The following is a 23,209-nucleotide window of genomic DNA, read 5'->3' as shown; positions in this document are numbered from 1 at the left end:
GCTTCCCGTCATCATCTCAGGTAACGGACAGGCTTCTTGCCGGTGCCAGGACCTCCCGACGACGTTTTCAACCCATGGCCGAGGATCCCGGAAAAATAGGTGGTTGTTGATGGGAAAGGGATGGCATAAGCTTCCTGTATTATCGTTAATTCAAGCGGAGGAGAGACTATGCCATCCATGCGTCCGGGATCGGAAACCCGACGTCTATTGCCGCGTCAAGTCAGCGAGCTGGTCGTCTTCGACATTGCCTCATCGACGGCGCGCGTGATTTACGAGACCGGCGAGCTCATCGAAGCCCCCAATTGGTCGCCCGATGGCAAGTGGTTGATCTACAATGGCGACGGCCGCCTCTTTCGCATCTCTCCCGATGGGCAGGATGGCCCGCATCGCATCAATACGGCGCCGGTGGAGAATCTGAACAACGACCATGTCGTCTCGCCGGACGGGCGCTCCTTCTTCGTCAGCGCCAATGACGGTCATCTCTATCGGGTGCCGTTCGAGGGCGGGATGCCGAGCCGCGTTTCCAACGAGCACGCAGCCTCGCGCGGCTTCAAATACTATCTGCACGGCATTTCGCCGGATGGCGAGATGCTCGCCTATATCGGGCTGGAGCGCCGTGAGGGCGGCGGCGTCTTCACGCGCGTCTGCACCATTCCAGCCGCAGGCGGCCAAGACGTGTTTCTGACCGACGGCGCATGCCCTGTCGACGGGTCCGAGTTTTCGCCGGACGGGCAGTGGATCTATTTCAATTCCGAAGCGGCGGCGACGCAGCCGGGTCACGCACAGGCGTTCCGCATGCGCTCCGATGGCTCCGGGCTGGAACAGCTGACGCATGACGAGCGGGTAAACTGGTTCCCGCATCCGGCACCCAACGGCCGCGACCTCGTATATTTGAGCTATCCGGTTGGAACGATCGGCCATCCCGCGGACAGGGATGTGATCCTGCGGCTCATGCCTGCGGAAGGCGGCAAGGTTCGCGATCTCGATGCGTTCAATGGCGGGCAAGGCACCATCAATGTGAATTCCTGGGCACCCGATTCTCGTGCCTTCGCCTATGTCCGCTATCCGGTGGCGGCGGGCTGAGCGGGCTTGCCGCAGCTTTCAGCCGCGAATGGTCGAATTCGAGCTTTGGCGTATCAAAAGATCGGGCTCGATGAGCGTTACGCGCGGCGGCGGCAAATCCGCCTCCGCGCCGATCAGGTCGACGACGCGCTCCACGGCCATGGCCGACACGCGCTCGACATTATAGTCGACCGTCGAGATCGGCGTCACCGCATACTCGCCGAATTCGATATTGTCGAAGCCCATGAGCGCGACGTCATCGGGGACGCGAATGCTGTTGCGGGCGCAATATCGCAGAACTCCCAGCGCCAATGAATCATTGGTTGCAAAAATGGCGGACGCTCCGAGCCGCTGGCTGAAGATCGTATCGGCGGCCCAGTAGCCGTGCGCGACCGAGTGGCCGCTCGGTTTGACGAATAGCGCGGTGTCGAGCTCAAGCCCGGCATCCCGGTGTGCCTGCATATAGCCTTCCAGCTTTTCCGAATTGCCGAGCTTCGTGCCGCCGTCGATGATGACGATGCGGCGGTGGCCGTTGCTCAAGAGGTGGCCGACTGCCTTGTAGGCCCCCATGCGCTCGTCCATGCAGACGGCATCGATGCCGGCATCGGGATCGCCGACGAGCAGGACGACGGGATAATTGCGCGCGCGCAGCTTGCGGATATGATCCAGGCGGCGGTGGCTGCAGGGGAACACCAGCATGCCATCGGCCCGCCTGGCCCGAAAGGTTTCGATCATTTTTTCCTCGACGGCGATATCGTTGTTCGAGGTCGCAAAGAGGGTGGTATAGCCGCGCTTGGAAAGTTCGCCTTCCACGGCCTGCGCCACGGCAGTCAGCACCGGATTCGAGAGGTCGGTCAGGATCAGCCCGATCGAACGGGTTTCGCGGCGCACCAGCGATGTGGCGACATAGTTGGGCAGATAATTCAGCTCGCGCGCGACACCCGCGATGAGCGCCCGCGTTTCGGGAGGAATGCGCGAGCTGCCTCGCAAAGCCAGCGACACGGTGTTCACCGAAAACCCGGTTTTATCGGCGATATCCTTCAAGCGCGCCGCAGGCTTTGCCATGCAAATTCGACTCCTGTCACACCGTCTGCTGTTTCAGAGCGGCAATCGCTCTGTATTGCAGGCAATCCGGTGCCATTTCCATCAATTCGATCCGGTTGCCATCCGGATCTTCGATCCATGCGCCACGATTCCCGTCAAGCCCGGACTTGATCGGCGAGGTGAGCGCAATGCCGGCTTTCTCCAGCTTTGCCGCCGCAACATCCAGATTGTCAATCGTCAGGCAGAAATGGTTGGTGCCGTTGGCATCGGGTCCTGGGGCGCGATCGCTGTCGGCGCCGGGGAAGAGTTCGAGAAACTGGCGATCGGTGATGCGCAGATAGACGATCCACGCCGTCCCGTCGGCGCGCTCGAGCCTGTGCATTTCCTGGAGGCCAAGCCTGTCGCGATAGAATTCCAGCGACGCGCCGAGGTCCTTGACCTCGATGGCGAGGTGGCCGAGGCCGGTAATGTCATCCATGTGATGTCTCCGAAGCGGTTGATTTAACGATAATACTGCATATGGCAGGCAAGCAATGCTTTTGACGATTTCCTTGGGCAGGTTTGGCGGCTGGAAACCCGGATCGGCTAGTCCCAGAGCGGGGCGCCCGGCGGATCGATGGCACGCGAACTCTGCGGCAGCGCGTCGATCGCCTCGATGTCGGCGGCGGTCAGGGCGAGCGTATGCGCCTGCCAGTTCGAGCGTATGCGTTCGGGTTTCGAAGAGGTTGGAATTGCGGCATAGCCTTTGGACAGTTCATAGGCGAGCGCGACCTGCTCGACGGTTGCTTCGTGTCGCTCCGCAATGAGCCGCATCTGCTCGATATCGCCCATGCGGCCTTGGGCAACAGGCTGGTAGCACGTCACGAGAATGCCGCGTTTGCCGCAGACCTCTGCGATTTTGCGGTTCTGAAACAAAGGGTTGAGCTCTATCTGGTTGGTGGCGACAGCCCCTTTGCCGAGAATGGCCTCCGCTTTTTCCACAAGCGCAATGGTAAAGTTCGAGACGCCGATCATCCGTGTGCGCGCTGCCTCGCGTGCCTCGGCGAGTTGTTCGAGATAGATTTGCGGTTCGATCCGACCGTGGGGCGCCGGCCAGTGGATCAGGGTCAGGTCGACCTGATCGACGCCGATGGTGTCGCAGCTTTGCCGCAGGGACGGCAGCAGTTTTCCGGGATCGAGATTGTCCACCTTGATCTTCGTGGTGACGAAAATCTCGTCCCGCTTCAGCCCGCTTTGCCGCACGGCTTCGCCGACGCTCTGCTCCGTGCCGTAGGATTGCGCCGTGTCGAGGTGGCGATAGCCTGTTTCGAGCGCGCAGAGAATGGCTGCAACGCCATCCGCGCCTGTCCTTCCCCATGTCCCAAAGCCTAATCGGGGAATCGAATCCATCATGATGTCTCCTCCAAAACAAACCCGATCGGCAAATACACGCTTGACGCCTATCGAGAAGCCGCTAGTATTAACGTTAATATCAGGATGTGCAAGCGCCGGAGGAGGCCGCACTCGCTGATCGGAGGAAAATCGATGGCATTGAGATGGAGCCGGGTCGCCCCGCAGCTTGCGCTCGCGCCTGCCGTGCTGATCACGGTCGTCGCGTTCATCGGATCGATCGTCTGGACCGTCGTGCTTTCGTTCACCCGCAGCCGGCGCCTGCCGGAATACGAGATCGACTGGTCCAATCCCTTTCGCCAGTACACCAGGCTTTTTGCCGATGCCGGCTGGGAGATATCCCTTCGCAATTTGATCGTGCTGGCGATCGGCAGCGCGCTTGCCATCGTGCTCGGCTTCATTCTCGCCGCCATGATCGAGCGGGAGCGGCGTGGCGAAGATGTCTTCCGGACCGTCTTCCTTTACCCGCTCGCCGTCTCGCTGATCGTCACCGGCGTCGCCTGGCGCTGGATTTTCAATCCGCAGCTTGGCCTTGAGAACTTCCTGCACGGCATCGGCCTTACCGGCGTGAGCTTCAATTGGCTGAACGATGGCCAGACGGCGATGTATGCGATCATTCTCGCCTCGGTCTGGCAAAGCTCCGGCTTCTATATGGCGCTGATGCTCGCCGGCCTGAAGGGCATCAATCACGAGATCTGGAGTGCTGCGCGCATCGATGGCGTCAGCCTCTGGCGCGTCTATCTCGAAGTCATCATCCCGATGATGAAATTCACCTTCCTCACCTGCGCGATCCTGCTCTCGCTCGGGGTCATCAAGGCATACGACATCATCGTTGCGATGACCAATGGCGGCCCCGGCCAATCCACCTGGCTTCCGGCCTATTTCACGATCAAGGCGATGACGGAGAAGAGCAATCTCGGTTATGCCTCGGCCGCCGCGTCGATGATGCTGGTCGTGACGCTGGTGATCTTCCTGCCACTGGTGGCGCTGACCGCCTGGCAGCAGCGCGCCGCCCGCAAGGGAGGCCATGCATGAGCGATATCGCAGCCGTCAGACCGCCGGCCGCCGCCGCCGAAACGTCGGCCCAGGTCATGTTCCCGAGAGCGAAGAAGCGTATCAAGGGCCGTTCGATCGCGGTGCTCGTGTTCCTGTCGATGGCCGCGCTCTTCTTCTGCGTGCCGCTTTACGTGCTGATCGTCACCTCCTTCAAGTCGATGGATCAGATCCGCGAAGGCGCCATCTTCTCATGGCCGCGCGAATGGACGATCGAGCCATGGATCTATGCCTGGAGCCAGGCCTGCTCCGGCATCACCTGCACGGGTCTGAGGGGCGGTTTCTGGAATTCGGTGGCAATCCTCTTCCCATCGTTGATCGCTTCGATTTCGCTGTCGGCCGTTACCGGCTATGCTCTGGCGCTGTGGAATGTGAGATGGACGGGTGCATTTCTTTTTCTGCTGTTTCTCTGCGCCTTCGTGCCGTTTCAGATCATCATGTATCCGCTGATCGTCGTTACCGTCGGCATGGGGATCTATGGTTCGCTCTGGGCTGTGGCCTTCATTCACACAGTCCTCTCCATGCCGGTCCTGACGCTGATCTTTCGCAATTTCTACAAGGATATCCCCGCCGATCTTACAAAGGCGGCCATCATGGATTCGGGGTCGTTCTGGCGGATCTTTCTGGAGATCATTCTGCCGATGTCGGGCAATATCCTGATCGTCGTCCTGATCATGCAGGTCACGCATATCTGGAACGACTATCTGATCGGCGTGACGTTCGGCGGCCTGGGTGCCGCGCCGATGACGGTCAATCTCGCGAACATGGTGACGGTATCGACGGGCACCGTCGCCTACAACGCCAATATGGCCGCAGCGCTGCTGACCGCCATTCCCCCTCTCTTCATCTATTTCGTCCTCGGCAAGTTCTTCGTGCAGGGAATCTCAGCCGGCGCGATCAAAGGTTAGGGCAACGGATGCCAAGTGTTTCCTTCGAACATATCGTCAAGAAATACGGCGAGGTCAGTGTCCTCTCCGGGCTCAATCTGGCGATCGATCACAGCGATTTTCTCGTGCTGCTCGGCCCGTCCGGCTGCGGCAAGACGACGTTGCTCAACCTGCTGGCAGGTCTCGTCGACGTGTCCAGCGGACGCATCATGATCGGTGAACGCGACGTGACCGAACTCGATCCGAAGGATCGCGGGCTGGCCATGGTCTTCCAGTCCTACGCGCTTTATCCGACGAAGACGGTGGAGGGGAATTTGCGCTTCGGCCTCTCGGCGCTGAAACTGTCGCGGGAGGAGGCCGACCGGCGCATCAAGTGGGCGGCAAGCCTGCTGCAGCTCGAGCCGCTGATGAACCGCAAGCCGGCGCAACTGTCCGGCGGCCAGCGCCAGCGCGTCGCCATCGGTCGCGCACTGGTCAAGCATGCCGACGTGCTGCTCTTCGACGAGCCGCTGTCCAACCTTGATGCCAAGCTTCGCACCGAAATGCGGCTCGAGATCAAGAAACTGCACGAGGAGTTGAGGCCGACCGTCGTCTATGTGACGCACGACCAGATCGAGGCGATGACGATGGCAACCAAGATCGCCGTGATGAACGGCGGCGAGATCCAGCAGTTCGGCACGCCGGACGAGGTCTACGAGCAACCGGCAAATCTGTTCGTTGCCGGCTTCATCGGCTCTCCGGCCATGAACCTTGTCGAAGCCAGGATCATGCGGGATGGGGATCGCGCCGGCGCAATCGCGGCGGATGGCCGGCGCTTCGACCTTTCGGACTATGCCTATTCCGCCCCGCATCCGGGCGAGGATCAGCCGATCATCATCGGCATGCGGCCCGAGCATTTCGTCATCGGAGGGCCATCGCGTCCGGCCGCATGCTCGCTGGAGCTGCCGGTGCGGATCGTCGAGCGCACGGGCTCCGATGCGATCCTGTCGCTTGGCACCGGCCCCTCCCTGATCGCGGTGCGCATCGAGCCGGATCGCGCCGCCAGGCTGAAGCCCGGCGAACTCGTCTCCGTGACCTATCCCAGGACGAAACTGAACCTTTTCGACGCCCGGAGCGGGCGGCGGCTTTAACGGGAGGAACGCATGTTGAAGAACTGGAAAAAGGCATGGCTGGTGGCGACCATCGCCATCTGCCCGAGTGTGGTTCATGCCGAGGATCTGGTCATCTACCAGAAGTGGTCGTCGCCCGCGGAGGTCGCGGCTCTCAACGTCCTGAAGAAGGCAGCCGAGGAAAAGGGGATCAAGTGGATCGATATCACCATCCCGCATGACACCGGTTCGAACGTCAATCTCATGAATCTGGTGACCGGCGGCCAGCCGCCGAACGTGTTTTCCGAGAACAATCCCGGCGTTTACCGCGATCTGACGAATATGGGGCTGGGCCGCCCGCTGACCGACGTCTTCAAGGCGGATGGCGCTCTGGACAAGTTCCCGCCTTCCGTCGTCAAGTCGATTACCGTCGACGACCAGATCATGAAGATACCGCTCGGCATCCACGTCGACGGCATGCTTTACTACAATATCGAGGCGGCAAAGAAGGCGGGCGTCGATCCTGCGAAATGGACGTCGCTGGACGAAATGTACGCCGATTTCGACAAGATCAGGAAGGCCGGCATCGTGCCGCTGGCACTCGGCGCCCAACAATGGCAGGTCGGCTATCTCACCCATGCCCTGGTGGCGAGCATCGGCGGCGCCGACCTCTTCGAGCGAATCTACGGGCCGAAGCCGGATGAAGCTGCCCTCGATGCGCCGGAGCTTCGGACCGCGTTCGAGTGGCTGCGCAAATTCCAGCAGGCCGCCGATCCGGGTTCCGTCAACCGCGACTGGAACATGACCACCAATATGGTGATCGAGGGGCAGGCGCTCATGCAGATCCATGGCGACTGGATGAAGGGCGAGTGGCGTGCGGCGGGCAAGGAAGCCGGCAAGGATTTTGGCTGCGTCCAGATTCCCGGAGCAAAGGCGCTGTCGGTGACGGTCGATGCCTGGGGCCTGCTCGGCAAGCAGTCCCCTGAAAAAGATGCTGCGGAGGTCGAATTCGCCAAGCTCATCGTCGATCCGAAGATCAATGCGGCCTTCGCGGCGGCGAAGGGCTCGACGCCCGTGCGCACCGATGTCGATCCGTCGACGTTGGACGCCTGCTCCAGGAACGTCCTCGACATGCTGAAGGACCCTGCGCATCAGGTGCAGAATCCGCATTCGATGGTCGATGAGGACTGGCAGTCGGCGATATGGGACGTCGCCTTCAATTACTGGAGCAAACCGGACATGACCGTCGATCAGGCCGTGTCTGCGCTCAAGGAGCAATATCAGGCCATCCTGCAATAATCCCTCCCGAGACGATGCCGGCCGCAGCGGGGCCTGCGGCCGGCCGTGAAACATGGACAGAAGGCACACGCGACATGGATACAAGACTTCTCGATGAAGACGCCGTCATGCAGATCTGCTTCGTCACCGACGACGTGGTGAAGTCCGCGCAATGGTTTTCCGATCTTACGGGCAAGCCCCTGCCGAAGGAGGGCAAGGCCGCCGAACCGGACGAGGCGCGGGCGATTTATGACGGCAAGCCGGCTGCCGTCGGCTGCCGTATCATGATGTTCAAGTTCGGGAATATCGACGTGGAGTTTCTGCAGCCCGGGCCGGAGAAGAGCGCCTGGCGCGACTTGCTGGAGGAGAAGGGCCCCGGTTGCCATCACATTGCGTTCCGCACCCGCAATCTGACGAAGCGCAACGCATTTCTCGAAGGCAAGGGCCATCAGCTGCTGCAGCGCGGCGAGTTCGATGGCGGTCATGGACGCTACGCCTACTACGACACCGTCAGGGATCTCGGCGTCATGGTCGAATTGCTGGAGTTCGACAACGACAAGGAACCGCAGGGCTGATTGTTGCCGACCCTTCCGAAGGGAGGGCCGCTCACGTTTGACGTTCATTCCCAGAGAGCAGATCCATGGCCTATCCGATCGCATATCAACTTTATTCGTCCAGGAATTTTCCGCCGCTTCATGCGCAGTTTCCAGTGCTGAAATCCCTGGGCTACGATGCCATCGAGCCCTGGTTGCCGGCTTATGAGACCGACCCAGCGCTGTTCCGGCGGCAGATCGACGATGCCGGCCTTGCCTGTTTCGGATTCCATATGCCGCTGAAGGGACTTGTCGCCGAGCCGGACCGTTTCATCGAGATCGCGCAGACGCTCGGTGCCGCCTGCATGATCCCGCCTTTCGTACCGAAGGAGGAGCGCATCGATACCGCCGACTACTGGAAAGGGATCGGCGAGCAGCTTGCGACGGGTGCCGAACGCGCGGCACGGCATGGCTTGAAGGTGGCCTGGCACAATCATGATTTCGAATATGTCCCGCTTGCAGACGGATCGAGGCCCATCGATCACATTCTCGGTGCTGGCAACGAGGTCTTGTTCGAGATCGACTGCGGCTGGATCACGCGCGCGGGTGCCGAGCCTGCCGCGGAACTGGAGCGTTATGCCGATCGCATCATCGCCATCCAGACCAAGGATACGGCGCCTCCAGGAACGACGGTCGACGACGGCTGGGTCGCAACGGGCGACGGGATCATCGACTGGGCAGCCCTGGTCCCATACTTTCGCAAGACCCGGGCGGATCACATCGTCACGGAGCACGACAATCCCTCCGATTGGCAGCGCTTTGCCAAGCGGTCGATCGATCATATCCGCTCGCTCGGCTTGTAGAGGGCGGTCAGGTGAAGATCATCGACGTCAAATGCGCGGTCATCGGTTCAAGCCCCGTCATCCGTATCGTCACCGACGCCGGCATCGACGGCTATGCGCAGGCGGAGACCTGGAAGCCGTTCCTGAAGCCCTATGTTCTCGCGTTCCGGGACGCGCTCATCGGACTGGACCCGACGGATGTCGAGCGCGTGATGCTGCGCATCCGGCAGCGCGGCGGCTTCAAGCCGTGGGGGGCGGTCGTCAGCATCATCGAGATGGCGCTGTGGGACATCGCCGGCAAGGCCGCCGGTCTGCCGGTCTACAAGCTTCTCGGCGGCAAGGTGCGCGACCGGGTTCGCGTCTATAACGGTGCTGTGCGCGAACCGCTGGCTGGCTTCATGCCGGAGGACTATGCCGCAAATTGCCGCGCGATGAAGGCGGCAAGGGAAGGTTTCACCATCGTCAAGCAGCCGATCGGCTTTCACAGCCGAATGCGGCTCGAAGTGCCGGATTTCTTTTACGGCGATCCGGAGGCCGGCGGGATGCATGGCGCTCACGATCGCGGCCTGCTCACCGAACGCGGGCTCAAGCACATGGTCGCCTGCGTCGCGGCCATGAAGGAGGAGCTGGGCGAGGGGATAGGCCTGGCGCTCGATTGCGGCCCGGGCTGGACCGTACCGGATGCGATCCGTTTCGCAAAGGCGGTCGAGCCGTTCAACCTCGTCTGGCTGGAAGACATGCTGACCGGCGATTATTCGCCCTTCGTCAATGCGGATGTCTACCGCGATCTGACGGTGTCCACCTCGACGCCGGTCCACACTGGAGAACAGATCTACCTCAGGCAGAATTTCAAGCCGCTCATCGAGAGCAAGGCCGTCAATATCATCGGGCCAGACCCTTGCGATGTCGGGGGCATCGCGGAGCTGAAATGGATCGCGGAATATGGCGACCTGCACGGCATATTGATGGCGCCGCACGGAACGGCGAACGGCCTGCTGGGGCTTGCCGCCCTCGTCCAGGTCTGCGCGACGCTTCCGCACAACTACATCGCCTTCGAATATACGATCGGCGATCCCTCCTGGTGGTACTGCATCGTCGATGGCCTGCCGGACCCGCTTGTCGTCGACGGCCATATCGCCGTTTGGGATGCTCCGGGTCTCGGCGTTACCCTCAATGCGGAGAGGGCGGGGGCCTATTTGGTCGCCGAGGACCAGGCATTCTTTGATTGAGACGGCTTGCGGTCTTCGACAATCTCCCTCGCGGCGAGGCCCATCGGGATACGACAACCGATTCGTATGCACGTTCGCATCGTTTTTGCTCGTTGTCGTCGCGTACCGTCTCCGGCGCAGAGCGACACAAGGCTTTCCGTCGGATCTTGCCTTGCGGCCAGCCACGATGCGCAGCGATCAGGTTTTCGGCGTTAACGGCAGCCCGCCGCCGCTGCCTTTCGCGATCGGCGCGCAAGAATGCCGCTTCCCATGGGCATCAATAAAGCAACCGCGCTCGTATCGTTCCCGGAATCTGGCGGAGCTCATTCAATATGTCATCCGCTGCCGTCTGGGCCACGCCCTCAGCTTCGATGACCACGTAACCCGTGTCGCCGTATGTCTGCAGGAACTCCCCGACGATATTAAGCGCACGGGCCGAAAAAACAGTGTTCAGGCTGTTGAGGATGCCAGGGCGGTTTTCATGAACGTGGATGAAGCGCGTGCCGTTTGGCCGCGGCGGCAGTTGAACCTGCGGAAAATTGACCGCGCCGAGCGTCGAGCCAACATCGGAATACTCGACAAGCTTCCTGGAAACCTCCCTTCCAATCCGCTCCTGCGCCTCCTCGGTCGATCCGCCGATATGCGGCGTCAGTATAACGTTGTCCAGGCCTTGCAGCGGCGTTTCGAAACGTTCGCTGTTTGAGGCCGGCTCCTTCGGGAAGACATCCACGGCCGCGCCGGCGAGATGCCCCTCTTTCAAAACCTTGGCGAGCGCTTCGAGATCCACCACGGTCCCGCGCGAATTATTGATGAAAATGGCGCCCTTCTTCATTCTGCGCAATTCGGTCTCGGTGATCATGTTCTGCGTCGAGCTGGTTTCCGGAACATGCATCGTTACGAAATCGGAGATTTCGAGAAGCTCGCCGAGTGTAGCCAGAGAGTCTGAATTGCCCTGCCGAAGCTTGTCGGAGAGATCGAAATAACGCACGATCATTCCCATGCTTTCGGCAAGCACGCTAAGCTGAGACCCGATATTGCCGTAACCCACGATGCCCAGCGTTTTTCCACGAACCTCCCGGCTGCCAACGGCGGATTTTTCCCAGCCCCCTTGATGGGCGGAAGACGAACGGGGAAAAATTCGCCTGGTCAGCATTATGATCTCCCCGATCACAAGCTCGGCGACCGAGCGGGTGTTCGAGTAGGGGGCGTTGAAGACGGGGATCCCGCGTCGCCGCGCCGCATCCAGGTTGACCTGATTTGTCCCAACGGAAAAGCAGCCGACCGCCATGAGTTTTCTGGCGGAGTTGAAAATATCCTCTGTCAACTCGGTGCGCGAACGAATGCCGACGATGTGTGCATCGGCTATGAGGTTTTTGAGATCTTTGTCATCCAGAGCTTTCGGCAGATGAGTGACATTGGCGTAACCGGATGATGAAAAATAATCCACGGCGCTCTGGCTGATGCCTTCGAGCAGAAGTACGGAGATCCGATCGCGCGAAAAGGAGAGTTGTCGGGTCATGGAATTGCTTTCGGTTCCGGAATTCAGCCGAGCTTGAAGTCGCCCATAACCGGAGCGGTCACAGACATCGGAAGATGTTTTGCGACCATCCGCCGGACGGCGCAAGAGCAAATTCGACTCTGGTGCCGCAGGACGTTCTTTGAGCGTCTTGCGGGTAAGGCCCATCAGATCGTCTGACGCCAAGGCGACCGGTTCATTTCCTGCGATTTCCCGATTTTCGAAGCAAAGCCAAGCAGGGAATCCCTCTGTTTGTTCAAAATGCGGTAGAAGGAGCGCGCTTTTCACTAAAGGTCTAGATTACCAGACGAGCGGCACCTTCGTTCCTCCGCTCTACGTTGTTATGATAGCTTGCGGCCTGGGTTACCGACTATACATCGACTGCTGCATGGCCTCCCGCAGAGATATGTCGCGGTTGGCGGATTCTATCGGATAGCCAGACCGTGCCCGTGCGCCGAAAATCCTTCCGAGTCCAAGCCTGTCTGTCCGTAGCTGCAAAGTTGGCCGGTCGCAAACAAAAGCGGTACGCCGTGATATTTGAGATATATTGTTTTGAGAAACAGACGCAGAATTCTAACATGGAAGAAAGAAACATGATAGCATCCCCATACCTTGTCTGAGCTATTCAGGAAGCATTCGCTGCCTACATGTCCATGCCAGTGAAGATGCCGGGGACTTATGCCAAATTTAAACATGCCGTTTGCACAGCGTTGAAAAGTGAACTTGAATCGACACATCAAGCAACCACAGCGGTGATGTGATGGAGTTGACGCTACCGGGATTTCGGCGATCCGGTCGATGACATTCAACCGATACCCTTTCAGGTCAGTATCGCACGTTGAACTGATGGGCCAGGCAATGCGCCGCAGCTCTCGCGGATGACAAGCTGTGGTTCGATCAGCTGCATGCCGAATGTTGGCTGAATCTGGTTTTCGACAAGACCAATCAAATGCTCTGCTGCAATCATGCCGAGGGCATCTGTGGGTTGAGCTACCGTGGATAGTCTCGGCACGGTATACATCCCTTCCTGGATATTGTCATAGCCGACGACAGACAGATCTTTGGGAACAGAAATGCCGTAGTCCGCGGCAGCACGAAGCAAGCTGATACCCCCGACATCGAAGGTTGCGAAGATTGCCGTCGGTCGGTTGGGCTCTTGAAGCACTCTCCTTGCCAATTCGTAGGTCGACCTCCGATCAAAGTCATCGCTATGATAAATGACCGGCTCCAGACCGGCGCCCGTCATCGCCTGCAGGTAGCCCTTGGCACGTTCGCTCGGCATCTTCGACGGTCCACACATGGCTGCGATGTGTCGGTGACCGAGTGAGATCAGATGGTTGGTCGCCGTCACGGCGCCCGCAACCCCGTCAGTCGCCAGCAGATAGGCATTCGGAGCGAAATTAATGCGCCGATCGAGCAAAATGAACGGCACCGCAATTTCAGGGAAAAGCCGCATCAGTTCCTCAGAACTGGAGCCGCTGATCAAGAACAGGCCGTCGATCTGGCGATCAAGGAAGGTGCGGACATATCGAAGCTCCCGCTGAGCATCCTGCTCGCTGTTGCCAAGAAAGAGCGTATAGCCGGACACTTCCGCACGATTCTCGATGACGCGCGCAAGTTCCGCGTAAAAGGGGTTGGAAATATCGGGAACAATGAGGCCAAGGGCGTGCGAACGCTGTCCACGCAATGCTTGGGCAACACGATTAGGCCGGTAACCCAACTCGGCAATGGCCTGCAGCACGCGCTCTCGCGTGTGCTGAGCCACTGGCCTCGGTCCATTGTTGACGACATAGCTCACGACCGCACTCGACGTGCCCGCTTTTTTCGCCACATCGGCTCGTGTCACCATACCGTACTTCCAATGAGGTTTGAGTGCGCGAATGAATTCATGCCGAGAGCATCCTGCAACGATTTTGAACATTGCGGACCCATAGATTGGCGGAGTGTCAACATCAATGAGGCGTAGCCATCAATTGACATACCGAAGCTTGAAATCATAAATCTACTCGTGTAGATAAGGTTCTTGCATTCATACTGGTCGCCGTGCGCGCTGTCCAGATGCCAAGCTCGACGTTCTGCCCGTGGCCGTCCGTCCGAGAGATATGCTCCAAAAAAAGGGGAACTAAATATGAACATACTTAAACCCATCATTCGTGTCACCGCTAGCGCGGTGCTAGCTGCATCGCTTCATGCGGGCCTGGCGGCTGCTGCCGACAAGTTTAGCGCCGTCTACGTGATGAGCGATAATCTCGGCGACATGGGCTTCAACGACAACGCCGCGACCGGCTTCAAGAAAGCCGAGAAGGAAGGCGTCAAAATTCGCATGCTGCAGGCTTCGCCGACCGATCCGCAGCTCTGGCGCCAGAACCTCGAAGCCGTCTCCACTTCCGGCAACTGGAGCTTGATCTTCGCCGGCCCGCACATGCACGACATCCTTGCTGACTCGGCCAAGGCGCATCCGGACCAGAAATATGTTATGTTCGACGATGAGCTGGAGGCGCCGAACGTCCTTTCTGTCAAATACGCGCAGAACGAGGGCTCCTACCTAGCCGGCGCGTTGGCCGCAGCCGCTGCGATCGACAAGAAGGACTTCCCACTGTCGTCCGGCGATCCGAAGATTGCCGTCGTCGCCGGCATGGACATGCCAGTCATTCAGGACTTCATCATCGGTTTCAAACAAGGCGCCCAGACGATCGTGCCGAACATCAATATTCAGGTCATCTTCATCGGCAACTTCACCGATGCCCAGAAGGCTTATGACCTTACCAAAGCAGCAATCGATAATGGCGCCAACGTCGTCTACAATGTCGCCGGTCCGGCCGGCCTCGGCATCCTCAAGGCCGCTGCCGACGCCAACAAATATGCGATCGGTGTCGATTCCGACCAGAACAGCCTGCATCCGAAGAATATTCTCGCCTCGATGATCAAGAACATCGGCGTGTCGATCTACGACACCATCAACCAGGCAAAGAGCGGCAAGGCGAAGTACGGCACGCTGGAGATCTACGGTCTTTCCAACAACGGCGTCGGCCTCGTCTACAACGACGCTCTTGTCCCGGCTGCTGTCAAGAAGCAGGTCGACGACGCCAAGGACAAGGTGTTGAAGGGCGAGATTAAGGTCGATACCGCCTTCAAGTAAGCGCTTGACTATCGTCTGATTGCGGTGCGGTGCAATCTGCGCCGCTTCGATCCTCCCAGTCGCGGGCCTGAATATGAGTGACAACATCATGCTGCGTCTTGCTGGCATTCGAAAGAATTTCGGCGAGAAGGTCGCACTCCATCATGTGGATATCGACGTCCGGTGCGGCGAAGTCCATGTCATCTGCGGCGAAAATGGCGCCGGTAAATCGACCCTGATGAATATCCTGGCCGGCATTCATTCGCCGACTGCAGGGACAATTACACTGAAGGGCAAGGAAGCGAAGATCACCGACCCGATTGCTGCCAGCGCGCTCGGCATCGGCATGGTGCATCAGCACTTTGCCTTGGTGCCGTCGATGACGATCGCCGAAAACGTCTTTCTCGGCCGGCATTTGCGCCGCTGGGGCCTGTTTTCCGACAAGCCGGCCATGCTATCTTTCACTCAGAGGCTCATCGACAAGTTCAATTTCCGCCTCGATGCCGCCGCGCCGATCCGGGGCCTGTCAGTAGGTCAGCGCCAGCGCGTCGAAATTCTGAAGGCGCTTGCCTTCGACGCCGAACTACTGATCCTTGACGAGCCCACGGCCGTTCTCACGCCGCCTGAGGTTGACGATCTGCTGCAGGTGATCAACGGGTTGCGAAAGAGCGGCAAGACGATTCTGTTCATTACTCACAAATTGCACGAGGTCAAAGCGGTATCCGACCGCGTGACGATCATTCGCCATGGCCGCAGCGTCACCACCTACGATACGGCTGGTGTCAGCGAAACGCAGATCGCCCGGGACATGGTGGGTCGCGAGGTATTTCTGACCGGTCGCAAGAGCGGGAGCGGGGAACGCAGCTTCGGCGAGACCATCCTGGATCTCGCCGATGTCTCGATCATCAATTCCGTCAACAAATATGTACTTGATCGCGTGTCGCTGAATGTCCGGGCCGGTGAAGTCGTTGGCATCGCCGGCGTCGATGGCAACGGCCAGACAGAACTGTCTGAGGCAATTGCCGGGCTGATGGCCGTGCAGGCTGGTAAGATCTGCTTGCAGAACAAGGATATTACAGCGGCGAGCGTCGGCGAGCGCCAGGTGGCTGGGCTGGGCTTCATTCCCGAAGATCGCCTCGATCGCGGCCTCGGCGCCACGATGAGCGTGGCCGAAAACGTCTCGGCTACAAATTATGTCCGCGCCGGTTTGGTCAAATACGGCTTCGTGCGTAGCGGTCGGCAAAACGCCTTTGCAGCGGAAAAGATCAAGCAGTTCGACGTGCGCGGCGGCCGACCTGACACGCCGGTCGGTTGGCTATCGGGCGGTAACATGCAAAAGATCGTCATTGCCCGTGAGTTGGAGCGCGACCCCGTGCTGCTGGTCGTATCGCAGCCGACCCGTGGCCTCGACATCGGCGCTGCCGAGTTCGTCCACGCGCGCATTCTGGCGGCCGCCGATCGCGGCCGCGCCATTCTTCTCATCTCTTCCGAACTATCGGAAATCCTGGCGCTCTCCGATCGTATCGGCGTCATGTATTCCGGCCGCCTCGTCGCCGTGCTCGACCGCAAGGATGCCACAGAGGAAACGATCGGCCGCCTGATGAACGGCGGCGAAAGGCAGGTGGCTTGATGCGGTATTTCAAGGAATTCGGCCACGCCATCGGCGCACCGCTCGCGGCCATCGTCGCCACCCTCACCATTGGTTTCCTGTTGGTCACGGCAATCACAGACGAACCGGTGCAGGCCTATCACGACCTCTTGTTTGCGAATTTCGAGTCGCTCAGCAATTTCGGTCTCTTCCTCAATCGCGCCACACCGCTCACGCTCATCGCACTCGGGGTAATCTTCTCTTTCCGTGCGGGTGTCTTCAACGTCGGCGGCGAAGGCCAGCTCTACGCCGGTGCCATTGCGGCAGCGGTCGTGGCGATCATCGGTTCCAGCCTACCAGGGATCATTCTGCTGCCGGTCTCGATCCTGGCCGGCATCGTTGCCGGCGCATTTTTGGGCTGGATCCCAGCGATCCTCAAGGTGCGCCTTGCCGTCGATGAGGTGGTCACGACGCTGATGCTCAACATCATCATGCTACTCCTGACCTCTTACCTTGCGAACAATGTCATCCGGGATGCCAACGCCTACGGCGCGGTGAGCAAGGTCATCCCGAAATCGGTCTGGCTTTCCGCCATGCCCGGCGTTCCAGGTGCTTCGATCTCCTTCCTTGTCGCAGTCATGCTCGCTTTCGCGACTTGGATATTGCTGTTCCGGACGCCATGGGGCGCGCGTCTCAGGTCTTCCGGCGTTAACCTGCGATTTGCCGAGGCGATCGGTGTCGCAGCCGATAGATACATCATCTCAGCGATGGTGATCACCGGCAGTTTCGGCGGCTTGGCAGGCGCGCTCTATGTGCTCGGCATCGGCCATCGCTTCGACCAGAACTTCTCGCCGGCCTACGGCTTGGTGGGGCTCACCTGCGCGTTGCTCGCCCGCGTCCATCCGCTAGGCGCGCTGGCTACCTCTCTCTTCTACGCCATGATGCTGAACGGCGCGGCCTATATGCAGATATCGACAGAGGTGCCGCGCTCGCTGGTCAACCTTCTGACCGGCCTGCTGGTCCTCTTGATGACCGCGCGGCTTCGCCGCGCCAACCGCTTGTGAGGAGATCGCTATGTATCTGATCGCCTTCATCTCCTCCGTCTTCGAACAGTCCACGCCGATCCTTTTGGCCGCACTCGCGGCGATGATCACGCTGCGTGCCAATATCCTCAACGTGGCCGTCGAGGGCATGATGCTGATCGCCGCCTTCACGGCGGTCGCCGTCGGCGACGCGACGCAGTCGGCCTGGCTTGCCGTTGTCTGTGCAGTCCTCGTTGCCATCGTCTTCTCCCAGTTGCTGGCAATCCTTACGCTGCGCTTCCATGCGGACTTCATCGTCGCTGGTCTAGGCATCAACCTCTTGGGTTCCGGCGTGACACTGTTCATGCTCGAATGGTTCTACGAGAACCCCGGCGGGTTGCGCCCCATCAGCTTTCCCGATCTCTGGCATGTGCCGGAGGCGCTGAATATTCCGGTTTTCTCCGGCATGAGTATCATCGTGATCGGCGCGTTGCTGATAGTGCCGGCAAGCTACCTTTTCCTCTATCACACGCCAACCGGCTTCTATCTGCGCGCTGTTGGCGAGGATGAGCACGCGGCGCGTTCAGCCGGTATCCGTGTCGGAGCCATGAAAGCGCTCGCCGTCGGCATTAGTGGGCTGCTGTCGGGTCTCGCCGGCGCTCAGCTTGCCATGGACAAGCTGCATTTTTTTCTGCCTGACATGACCAGCGGCCGCGGCTTCGTGGGTCTTGCCGCGACGCTCTTTGGCAACGGCCTGCCAGGCATGACTACCTTCGCAGCCTTCCTCTTCGGCTTCTTCGGCGCGCTTGGGGACCGGCTGCAGGCCTTCAACATTCCATCGGAGTTCGTGCTGATGCTGCCCTACGTTGCGGCGGTGCTCGGCCTGACCTTCGCCAAGTGGAGAGCTTATCGGCGGGGCCGCCCTGCTCAGATCGAAAGAGCATGATATGAGGAAACAGATAATCCTGGATTGCGACCCGGGTAATGACGACGCACTCGGCATCCTGGTAGCCCTTGGCCATCCCGTTCTTGACCTGAAGGCGGTAACGACCGGCGCGGGCCATCTTGCCGTCGAACGCACGGCGAAGAATGCTGCGATTACGCTGGCCGTCGCTGGTCGGCGCGATGTCCCGGTCGCGGCGGGCGCCGTGGGGCCGCTGGTGCGTGAACGGATGATCGCCAAGGTGCTGGACATGGAGAGCGCGCTCGACGCCGAGCGGGCGGACCTCGCCGCCGTCGATTTCGATCCCAGTCATTCGGCTGATCTGATCGCCGCGAAGGTGCGCGCCGGCGCGACGACCATCGTTACCACCGGCCCGCTCACCAACCTCGCAATGGCTTTGAAACATGATCCCGACCTGGCAGGCCGGATTGAGCGGATCGTCACCCTCGGCGGCTCTTGGGGTCTCGGCAACAAGACAGCGGCAGCCGAGTGGAACATCCTTTGCGATCCGGAAGCCGCCTCGATCGTCTTCACGGCCGGCGTGCCCGTGACGCTCGTGCCGATCGATGCCGCCGTGCAAGCTCGTATCACTAACCGGCTGATCGCCCGCGTGGCCGATATCGGCGGTCCGGTTGGCGCCTTTGCCGCTGAACTCTTGCAGTCTCTGGTCAAGACCTTCCGTCCGGGCGTATTCGGGCCGGATTTCATGCCGCTGAACGACCCGGTCGCCTCGATCGTCGCTGCCGTGCCATCGGTCGGCCGCACGGCACCAGCGCGCATCGACGTCGAACTGGCCGGTCGCTTCACCTATGGCCGCACGGTGATCGATTTCGCCGGCCGCTCCGAACTTCCCAACAATGTGGACGTCGTCGTCTCGCTAGACGAGCCGGCCATCCACGACTTGCTCGTCGCGTCGATCGCATCGGTCGCGGCATCCAGACCAGAAGGAGATGATCAATGACCAAGATGCGTGTTCTGATCGCCGGTGAATCCTGGACCGTGCATTCCATCCATCAGAAGGGTTTCGATAGCTTCACGACGACCGAGTATGCCGAAGGTGTGCGCTGGTTGAAGGACGCGCTCGAAGAAGGCGGCTGGGACGTCACCTTCCAGCCTTCGCATGCCGCTGCCCGTGATTTCCCCTTCGATGCCGAAAGCCTTGCCGCCTATCACTGCGTCATGCTGAGCGATATTGGTGCCAACACATTGCTCCTCCATCCCGAAACTTTCTCAAAGTCGAGGATACTGCCGAACCGGCTCGCAGCGATCCGAGACTATGTCGCCAATGGCGGCGGCTTCGTGATGATCGGTGGTTACCTAACCTTCCAGGGCATAGAGGGAAAGGCGCTCTACCACGAGACGCCCGTCGAAGAGGCTCTGCCCGTCACCATGATGGCTGGCGACGACCGTTCAGAGCGGCCGGAAGGCATCGTTCCGGGAGTCGCAATCACCGATCATCCTATCGTCAAGGGACTAGATGGCGCATGGCCGGTGCTTCTGGGCTATAACAGGGTGACACCGAAGGCGGATGCGGCCGTGGTCGCCACGGTCGGACAGGATCCGCTGATCGTTGCCGGCGACTACGGCAAGGGCCGCTCTGTCGCCTTCACCTCGGATTGCGGTCCGCATTGGGCTCCGCCGCCCTTTGTCGAATGGGCCGGCTACAAGTTGTTGTGGCAGCAATTGGCCGCTTGGGCAGCGGGAGAGAAAAATGGCTAAGCTCAACGTTATGTCCTGGGGCGACGGCAACGCCGGCAAGACTGCTGTTGCTCTCCATGGCATCACCGCCAATGCTGGCGCCATGACAGAACCGGCACGGATGCTCGCCGATCTCGGCTGGCGCTTCATAGCTGCCGACATGCGCGGCCACGGCGAAAGCAGCCGCGCCGACGGCAGCTTTACCTTCGACAGTCTACTGCAGGATTTTGCCGAAAACCTGCCGCTTGAGCCCGATGTGTTGATCGGCCATTCCTTTGGCGGCACACTCGCCCAGCTTGGCGTTCTGCGCGGCATCTTTCGCCCCAAGGCGCTGATGCTGGAAGATCCGGTGTCTTTTTTTGCTGATAAGGCAACGCCAAAGGGCATGCTCGATTGGGACGAGGCAAACCTGCCGCGCAGCGTTGACGGGCTCTTGGAGATGAATCCGAAATGGTCGCGGCGCGATGCGGCCTGGAAGCTTCTGTCGATCGAGCAGATCGATTTCGACGACGCCCGTTCGGCCTTCGTCGGTAATGCGCCCTGGGACCTGCGTCCGGAAGCAGCCACATTGGCGAAGAAACTGCCAACCGTCTGGTTTCTGCCGGAGGTCAGCCGCTTCGTGCCGAACGAAGATGCAGAACGTCTGAAGTGCGAGGCCGGCGAGCGTTCGGTCATCATCATGCCTGACGTAGGCCACAGTATCCATCGCGATGCAACGAAGGAGTTTATAGACGTCGTCGTCAAGCTGGGAGAGGATACATGGTTCCTCTCGTAAAACCGGAAGACTTCGTTTTTGCCTTTGGTGGCCACGCGGCGAGACATCGCGTGAAGCCCGGCGAAGTCTTCGATATTTTTACCGAGGATTGCTTTTCGGGAAAGCTCGACACCACGGCGGGTCAGCCGCGTGAAATCGCGCCGTTTCCCCACGTCAATCCGCTCACCGGCCCGATCGCCGTTGAGGGGCTGAGGGCCGGTGGGATCGTAGCTGTCCACATACTGGCGCTCGACCGGGCACGCGACTGGGGTGTGGCGACCATATCGCCGGACTTCGGGCTGCTGTCGGGAACACGCGTTACGCCGAACCTTCAACTGCCGCAGGCCGAGCGTGTGTGGATCTGGCATTTCGATGCGACCGGCCAGTCGCTGACGACTGAAACTTTTGGTGGTCGGCCGATACAAGCGCTCTATCGGCCTTTTTTCGGCACGATCGGTGTTGCTCCGGCGCATGGCGAGGTGCGCCTAAGCGTTGTGCCCGGTGATTTCGGCGGCAATCTCGACATGCCAGAACTGCGCGTCGGTACGACGCTCTATCTCCGGGCCAATGTGGACGGCGGCCATCTTTATTTCGGTGACGGTCACTACGCGCAAGGCGACGGCGAGATAGCGGGCACGGCCATCGAGGGTGCCTTCAATGCGTCGATTGTTGCAGACATTTTACCGCCGCAGCCGGCGTTCGACTGGCCACGGTTTGAGACCGACACGCATGTGGGCGTCATCGGTTGCGCTCGCCCGCTGGAGGATGCCGCTCGCATCGCCACGGCAGGGATGATCCGGTGGGTGGCGCAGGCGACAGAGCTCGATATAGTGGACGCGCATCAATTGGTCTCGCAGGTCTGTCGTCTCCGCATCGGAAACCTCGTCAATCCAGCCTTTTCCGCAGCTTGCATAGTACCGAAATCGGCGCTGGGAAGTGAGGTTTTGCTGATGGAGGGTATGCACAGGCGAATGCGCCCGACGAGATCACCGTCGTAGCCATCAACCCGAGACCCAATCGAACCTTCCCGTGACAATTGGACAGGGCAATCCAGTTCAGCCTCGGGGAGAGAAAGCGCAAATTGTTGCGGCGCTGTGCGAAGGAGCGTCGCTATAAAATGTATGTATGTAGCTGATCTGCAGATCTCAGCGGGACCGGACCCGAGATCCACACTTGAACAGGATCAAAAATTATTTCCGCCTCCGTCCCGAAGTTGATGTCCCATTGGGTTGTTTAGCAGCTCTGCGCGCAATTGTGGAGATCGCACCCAAGAAAGCGTCAACTCTTCGACGGCCCAAAGCGACAGAAACGAGCGTGTCGCGACGCGGCAGCATTATTCGCCTCGATTTATTGGCCAAGGCGACAACGGTGTCACCGCTTCGGTTATCGCAGTTCCGGTTACAAACCTGCCTCGGCCATCCAAAGCTCCGCGTCTGCACCACCGGGAATACGTAGCGGGGCAGTTGGGTCCGTGGCAGCGCGCCAAACCGCCTCCGCCACGTCGGATGCATGGGTCACGGGACCTGTGTCTTCCTGCACATTCTTCACGAATTGCCGGAGCAGCGGTGCATAGTCCGGATCGTCCATGCCACGCAGATGCGGACGGGCATTGGCGCCAAAGCTCGTTTCCGGCGAACGGCCCGGCAAGACGATGTGGACGCGCACGTCAAATGGCTGCATTTCCACCGCTAGCGACTCGCTAAAGGCATTTACCGCCGCTTTGCTTGCGCGATAGACCCCCACGACCGGCAACGTCTTGATCGTCACCGTGGAAGTGACGTTGATGATGATCCCGGCCCGGCGCCGCCGCATTTGGGGTGCGACAGCCTGAACCATCGCCAGTGTTCCGATCGTATTCGTCTGAAACAGCGCCTGGACCGTTTCCGGGGCCGTCAGTTCGACCGGAGATGGCGCGCCGAAGCCGGCATTGTTGACCAGAACGTCGATGTGGCCTGCCGCCTCCACTGCTCGCTCGATGCTTGTCGAATCGGTGACGTCGAGTGCAAGCACGCGCAGACGCACGGAAGCTGGCAACAGATCTTCGGTGGGTGTACGCATCGTCGCGATCACGTCCCAGCCCCTTTCGAGGAAGAGTTTTGCGGTTTCCAGACCGAAGCCGGACGAGCAACCGGTAATCAATATCGTGGGCATAGATATCTCCATACAAGAGGAACGATCCTATGCTA

22 protein-coding genes and 1 pseudogene are annotated in these 23,209 nt (G+C 60.0%); 16 read left to right on the top strand and 7 right to left on the bottom strand.

Going from position 1 to position 23,209, the window contains the following annotated elements:
- Positions 1-168 precede the first annotated feature (168 nt).
- A complete protein-coding gene (locus ACJJVH_RS26620) occupies positions 169-1,083 on the top strand; it encodes a TolB family protein (protein WP_412065596.1) in 915 nt (304 codons plus the stop codon).
- An 18-nt stretch (positions 1,084-1,101) separates the two neighbouring features.
- Here the strand turns inward: ACJJVH_RS26620 and ACJJVH_RS26615 are convergent, their stop codons facing one another.
- The 3 genes from ACJJVH_RS26615 to ACJJVH_RS26605 all read right to left on the bottom strand — a co-directional run bounded on the left by ACJJVH_RS26615 (position 1,102) and on the right by ACJJVH_RS26605 (position 3,498).
- Positions 1,102-2,127, bottom strand: coding sequence for a LacI family DNA-binding transcriptional regulator (locus ACJJVH_RS26615; protein ID WP_412065595.1), 1,026 nt, complete (start codon positions 2,125-2,127; stop codon positions 1,102-1,104).
- A gap of 16 nt (positions 2,128-2,143) precedes the next feature.
- The gene (locus tag ACJJVH_RS26610; protein WP_412065594.1) at positions 2,144-2,584 is read right to left on the bottom strand and encodes a VOC family protein; all 441 of its coding nucleotides are present in this window, start codon (positions 2,582-2,584) and stop codon (positions 2,144-2,146) included.
- 107 nt (positions 2,585-2,691) lie between these two features.
- Positions 2,692-3,498 carry an aldo/keto reductase gene (locus tag ACJJVH_RS26605; protein WP_412065593.1) on the bottom strand — a complete coding sequence of 269 codons (807 nt, stop codon included), beginning with the start codon at positions 3,496-3,498 and terminating at the stop codon, positions 2,692-2,694.
- 132 nt (positions 3,499-3,630) lie between these two features.
- On the opposite strand from ACJJVH_RS26605, the gene ACJJVH_RS26600 reads away from it, so the two are divergent.
- The 7 genes from ACJJVH_RS26600 (at position 3,631) to ACJJVH_RS26570 (ending at position 10,405) form a co-directional block, all read left to right on the top strand.
- Positions 3,631-4,530: a carbohydrate ABC transporter permease gene (locus ACJJVH_RS26600; protein WP_113357202.1), complete on the top strand. Its 900-nt coding sequence runs from the start codon at positions 3,631-3,633 to the stop codon at positions 4,528-4,530.
- The gene (locus tag ACJJVH_RS26595) at positions 4,527-5,456 is read left to right on the top strand and encodes a carbohydrate ABC transporter permease (RefSeq protein WP_412065592.1); all 930 of its coding nucleotides are present in this window, start codon (positions 4,527-4,529) and stop codon (positions 5,454-5,456) included. The genes ACJJVH_RS26600 and ACJJVH_RS26595 overlap by 4 nt, the downstream gene beginning before the upstream one ends.
- A gap of 8 nt (positions 5,457-5,464) precedes the next feature.
- The gene (locus ACJJVH_RS26590; protein WP_412065591.1) at positions 5,465-6,565 is read left to right on the top strand and encodes an ABC transporter ATP-binding protein; all 1,101 of its coding nucleotides are present in this window, start codon (positions 5,465-5,467) and stop codon (positions 6,563-6,565) included.
- Positions 6,566-6,577: 12 nt separating this feature from the next.
- Positions 6,578-7,822 carry an ABC transporter substrate-binding protein gene (locus tag ACJJVH_RS26585; protein ID WP_412065590.1) on the top strand — a complete coding sequence of 415 codons (1,245 nt, stop codon included), beginning with the start codon at positions 6,578-6,580 and terminating at the stop codon, positions 7,820-7,822.
- Between the two features lie 74 nt (positions 7,823-7,896).
- Entirely contained in the window at positions 7,897-8,376 is a 480-nt protein-coding gene (locus ACJJVH_RS26580; RefSeq protein WP_112799027.1) for a VOC family protein, read from the top strand.
- A gap of 134 nt (positions 8,377-8,510) precedes the next feature.
- Positions 8,511-9,197 (top strand): sugar phosphate isomerase/epimerase family protein, encoded by a 687-nt coding sequence (locus ACJJVH_RS26575; protein ID WP_412065589.1) that lies wholly within the window; start codon positions 8,511-8,513, stop codon positions 9,195-9,197.
- An 11-nt stretch (positions 9,198-9,208) separates the two neighbouring features.
- A complete protein-coding gene (locus ACJJVH_RS26570) occupies positions 9,209-10,405 on the top strand; it encodes a mandelate racemase/muconate lactonizing enzyme family protein (RefSeq protein ID WP_412065588.1) in 1,197 nt (398 codons plus the stop codon).
- Positions 10,406-10,661: 256 nt separating this feature from the next.
- On the opposite strand, the gene serA is transcribed toward ACJJVH_RS26570, so the two are convergent.
- The 3 genes and pseudogenes from serA to ACJJVH_RS26555 form a co-directional block, all read right to left on the bottom strand.
- A complete protein-coding gene (gene serA / locus ACJJVH_RS26565; RefSeq protein WP_412066227.1) occupies positions 10,662-11,903 on the bottom strand; it encodes a phosphoglycerate dehydrogenase in 1,242 nt (413 codons plus the stop codon).
- Positions 11,904-12,195: 292 nt separating this feature from the next.
- Positions 12,196-12,385 (bottom strand): annotated as a pseudogene (locus tag ACJJVH_RS26560) (integrase); the annotation flags it as partial.
- A 335-nt stretch (positions 12,386-12,720) separates the two neighbouring features.
- Positions 12,721-13,749 carry a LacI family DNA-binding transcriptional regulator gene (locus tag ACJJVH_RS26555; protein ID WP_162752356.1) on the bottom strand — a complete coding sequence of 343 codons (1,029 nt, stop codon included), beginning with the start codon at positions 13,747-13,749 and terminating at the stop codon, positions 12,721-12,723.
- Positions 13,750-14,028: 279 nt separating this feature from the next.
- Between ACJJVH_RS26555 and ACJJVH_RS26550 the strand changes: the two genes are divergently transcribed.
- The 8 genes from ACJJVH_RS26550 (at position 14,029) to ACJJVH_RS26515 (ending at position 22,021) form a co-directional block, all read left to right on the top strand.
- Positions 14,029-15,039, top strand: a complete 1,011-nt coding sequence (locus ACJJVH_RS26550; RefSeq protein WP_412065587.1) for a BMP family lipoprotein — start codon at positions 14,029-14,031, stop codon at positions 15,037-15,039.
- 73 nt (positions 15,040-15,112) lie between these two features.
- Positions 15,113-16,648, top strand: a complete 1,536-nt coding sequence (locus tag ACJJVH_RS26545) for an ABC transporter ATP-binding protein (RefSeq protein ID WP_412065586.1) — start codon at positions 15,113-15,115, stop codon at positions 16,646-16,648.
- The gene (locus tag ACJJVH_RS26540) at positions 16,648-17,670 is read left to right on the top strand and encodes an ABC transporter permease (RefSeq protein ID WP_412065585.1); all 1,023 of its coding nucleotides are present in this window, start codon (positions 16,648-16,650) and stop codon (positions 17,668-17,670) included. The genes ACJJVH_RS26545 and ACJJVH_RS26540 overlap by 1 nt, the downstream gene beginning before the upstream one ends.
- A 10-nt stretch (positions 17,671-17,680) precedes the next feature.
- The gene (locus tag ACJJVH_RS26535) at positions 17,681-18,574 is read left to right on the top strand and encodes an ABC transporter permease (RefSeq protein ID WP_412065584.1); all 894 of its coding nucleotides are present in this window, start codon (positions 17,681-17,683) and stop codon (positions 18,572-18,574) included.
- 1 nt (position 18,575) lies between these two features.
- Positions 18,576-19,532 (top strand): nucleoside hydrolase, encoded by a 957-nt coding sequence (locus ACJJVH_RS26530; protein ID WP_412065583.1) that lies wholly within the window; start codon positions 18,576-18,578, stop codon positions 19,530-19,532.
- Positions 19,529-20,290: a glutamine amidotransferase gene (locus tag ACJJVH_RS26525; protein WP_412065582.1), complete on the top strand. Its 762-nt coding sequence runs from the start codon at positions 19,529-19,531 to the stop codon at positions 20,288-20,290. Before ACJJVH_RS26530 ends, ACJJVH_RS26525 begins: the two co-directional genes overlap by 4 nt.
- Complete coding sequence (locus ACJJVH_RS26520; protein ID WP_412065581.1) at positions 20,283-21,044, top strand: alpha/beta fold hydrolase; 762 nt, start codon at positions 20,283-20,285, stop codon at positions 21,042-21,044. Before ACJJVH_RS26525 ends, ACJJVH_RS26520 begins: the two co-directional genes overlap by 8 nt.
- Positions 21,029-22,021, top strand: coding sequence for an acetamidase/formamidase family protein (locus ACJJVH_RS26515; RefSeq protein WP_412065580.1), 993 nt, complete (start codon positions 21,029-21,031; stop codon positions 22,019-22,021). The genes ACJJVH_RS26520 and ACJJVH_RS26515 overlap by 16 nt, the downstream gene beginning before the upstream one ends.
- A gap of 400 nt (positions 22,022-22,421) precedes the next feature.
- Here ACJJVH_RS26515 and ACJJVH_RS26510 read toward each other — a convergent pair whose 3' ends face one another.
- The gene (locus ACJJVH_RS26510; RefSeq protein WP_412065579.1) at positions 22,422-23,174 is read right to left on the bottom strand and encodes an SDR family oxidoreductase; all 753 of its coding nucleotides are present in this window, start codon (positions 23,172-23,174) and stop codon (positions 22,422-22,424) included.
- Positions 23,175-23,209: the final 35 nt, after the last annotated feature.

Source organism: Rhizobium sp. SYY.PMSO, assembly GCF_046840415.1.
Classification (GTDB): domain Bacteria; phylum Pseudomonadota; class Alphaproteobacteria; order Rhizobiales; family Rhizobiaceae; genus Rhizobium.
The sequence above is the reverse complement of the archived record's forward strand: the minus strand, read 5'-3'. Positions and strand labels throughout refer to the sequence as shown.

Bases quoted from the DNA above. Each gene is read 5' to 3' on its own strand.
- ACJJVH_RS26620 (WP_412065596.1), top strand. From the start codon at position 169: ATGCCATCCATGCGTCCGGGATCGGAAACCCGACGTCTATTGCCGCGT.
- ACJJVH_RS26615 (WP_412065595.1), bottom strand. From the start codon at position 2,127: ATGGCAAAGCCTGCGGCGCGCTTGAAGGATATCGCCGATAAAACCGGG.
- ACJJVH_RS26610 (WP_412065594.1), bottom strand. From the start codon at position 2,584: ATGGATGACATTACCGGCCTCGGCCACCTCGCCATCGAGGTCAAGGAC.
- ACJJVH_RS26605 (WP_412065593.1), bottom strand. From the start codon at position 3,498: ATGATGGATTCGATTCCCCGATTAGGCTTTGGGACATGGGGAAGGACA.
- ACJJVH_RS26600 (WP_113357202.1), top strand. From the start codon at position 3,631: ATGGCATTGAGATGGAGCCGGGTCGCCCCGCAGCTTGCGCTCGCGCCT.
- ACJJVH_RS26595 (WP_412065592.1), top strand. From the start codon at position 4,527: ATGAGCGATATCGCAGCCGTCAGACCGCCGGCCGCCGCCGCCGAAACG.
- ACJJVH_RS26590 (WP_412065591.1), top strand. From the start codon at position 5,465: ATGCCAAGTGTTTCCTTCGAACATATCGTCAAGAAATACGGCGAGGTC.
- ACJJVH_RS26585 (WP_412065590.1), top strand. From the start codon at position 6,578: ATGTTGAAGAACTGGAAAAAGGCATGGCTGGTGGCGACCATCGCCATC.
- ACJJVH_RS26580 (WP_112799027.1), top strand. From the start codon at position 7,897: ATGGATACAAGACTTCTCGATGAAGACGCCGTCATGCAGATCTGCTTC.
- serA (WP_412066227.1), bottom strand. From the start codon at position 11,903: ATGACCCGACAACTCTCCTTTTCGCGCGATCGGATCTCCGTACTTCTG.
- ACJJVH_RS26555 (WP_162752356.1), bottom strand. From the start codon at position 13,749: ATGGTGACACGAGCCGATGTGGCGAAAAAAGCGGGCACGTCGAGTGCG.
- ACJJVH_RS26550 (WP_412065587.1), top strand. From the start codon at position 14,029: ATGAACATACTTAAACCCATCATTCGTGTCACCGCTAGCGCGGTGCTA.
- ACJJVH_RS26545 (WP_412065586.1), top strand. From the start codon at position 15,113: ATGAGTGACAACATCATGCTGCGTCTTGCTGGCATTCGAAAGAATTTC.
- ACJJVH_RS26540 (WP_412065585.1), top strand. From the start codon at position 16,648: ATGCGGTATTTCAAGGAATTCGGCCACGCCATCGGCGCACCGCTCGCG.
- ACJJVH_RS26535 (WP_412065584.1), top strand. From the start codon at position 17,681: ATGTATCTGATCGCCTTCATCTCCTCCGTCTTCGAACAGTCCACGCCG.
- ACJJVH_RS26530 (WP_412065583.1), top strand. From the start codon at position 18,576: ATGAGGAAACAGATAATCCTGGATTGCGACCCGGGTAATGACGACGCA.
- ACJJVH_RS26525 (WP_412065582.1), top strand. From the start codon at position 19,529: ATGACCAAGATGCGTGTTCTGATCGCCGGTGAATCCTGGACCGTGCAT.
- ACJJVH_RS26520 (WP_412065581.1), top strand. From the start codon at position 20,283: ATGGCTAAGCTCAACGTTATGTCCTGGGGCGACGGCAACGCCGGCAAG.
- ACJJVH_RS26515 (WP_412065580.1), top strand. From the start codon at position 21,029: ATGGTTCCTCTCGTAAAACCGGAAGACTTCGTTTTTGCCTTTGGTGGC.
- ACJJVH_RS26510 (WP_412065579.1), bottom strand. From the start codon at position 23,174: ATGCCCACGATATTGATTACCGGTTGCTCGTCCGGCTTCGGTCTGGAA.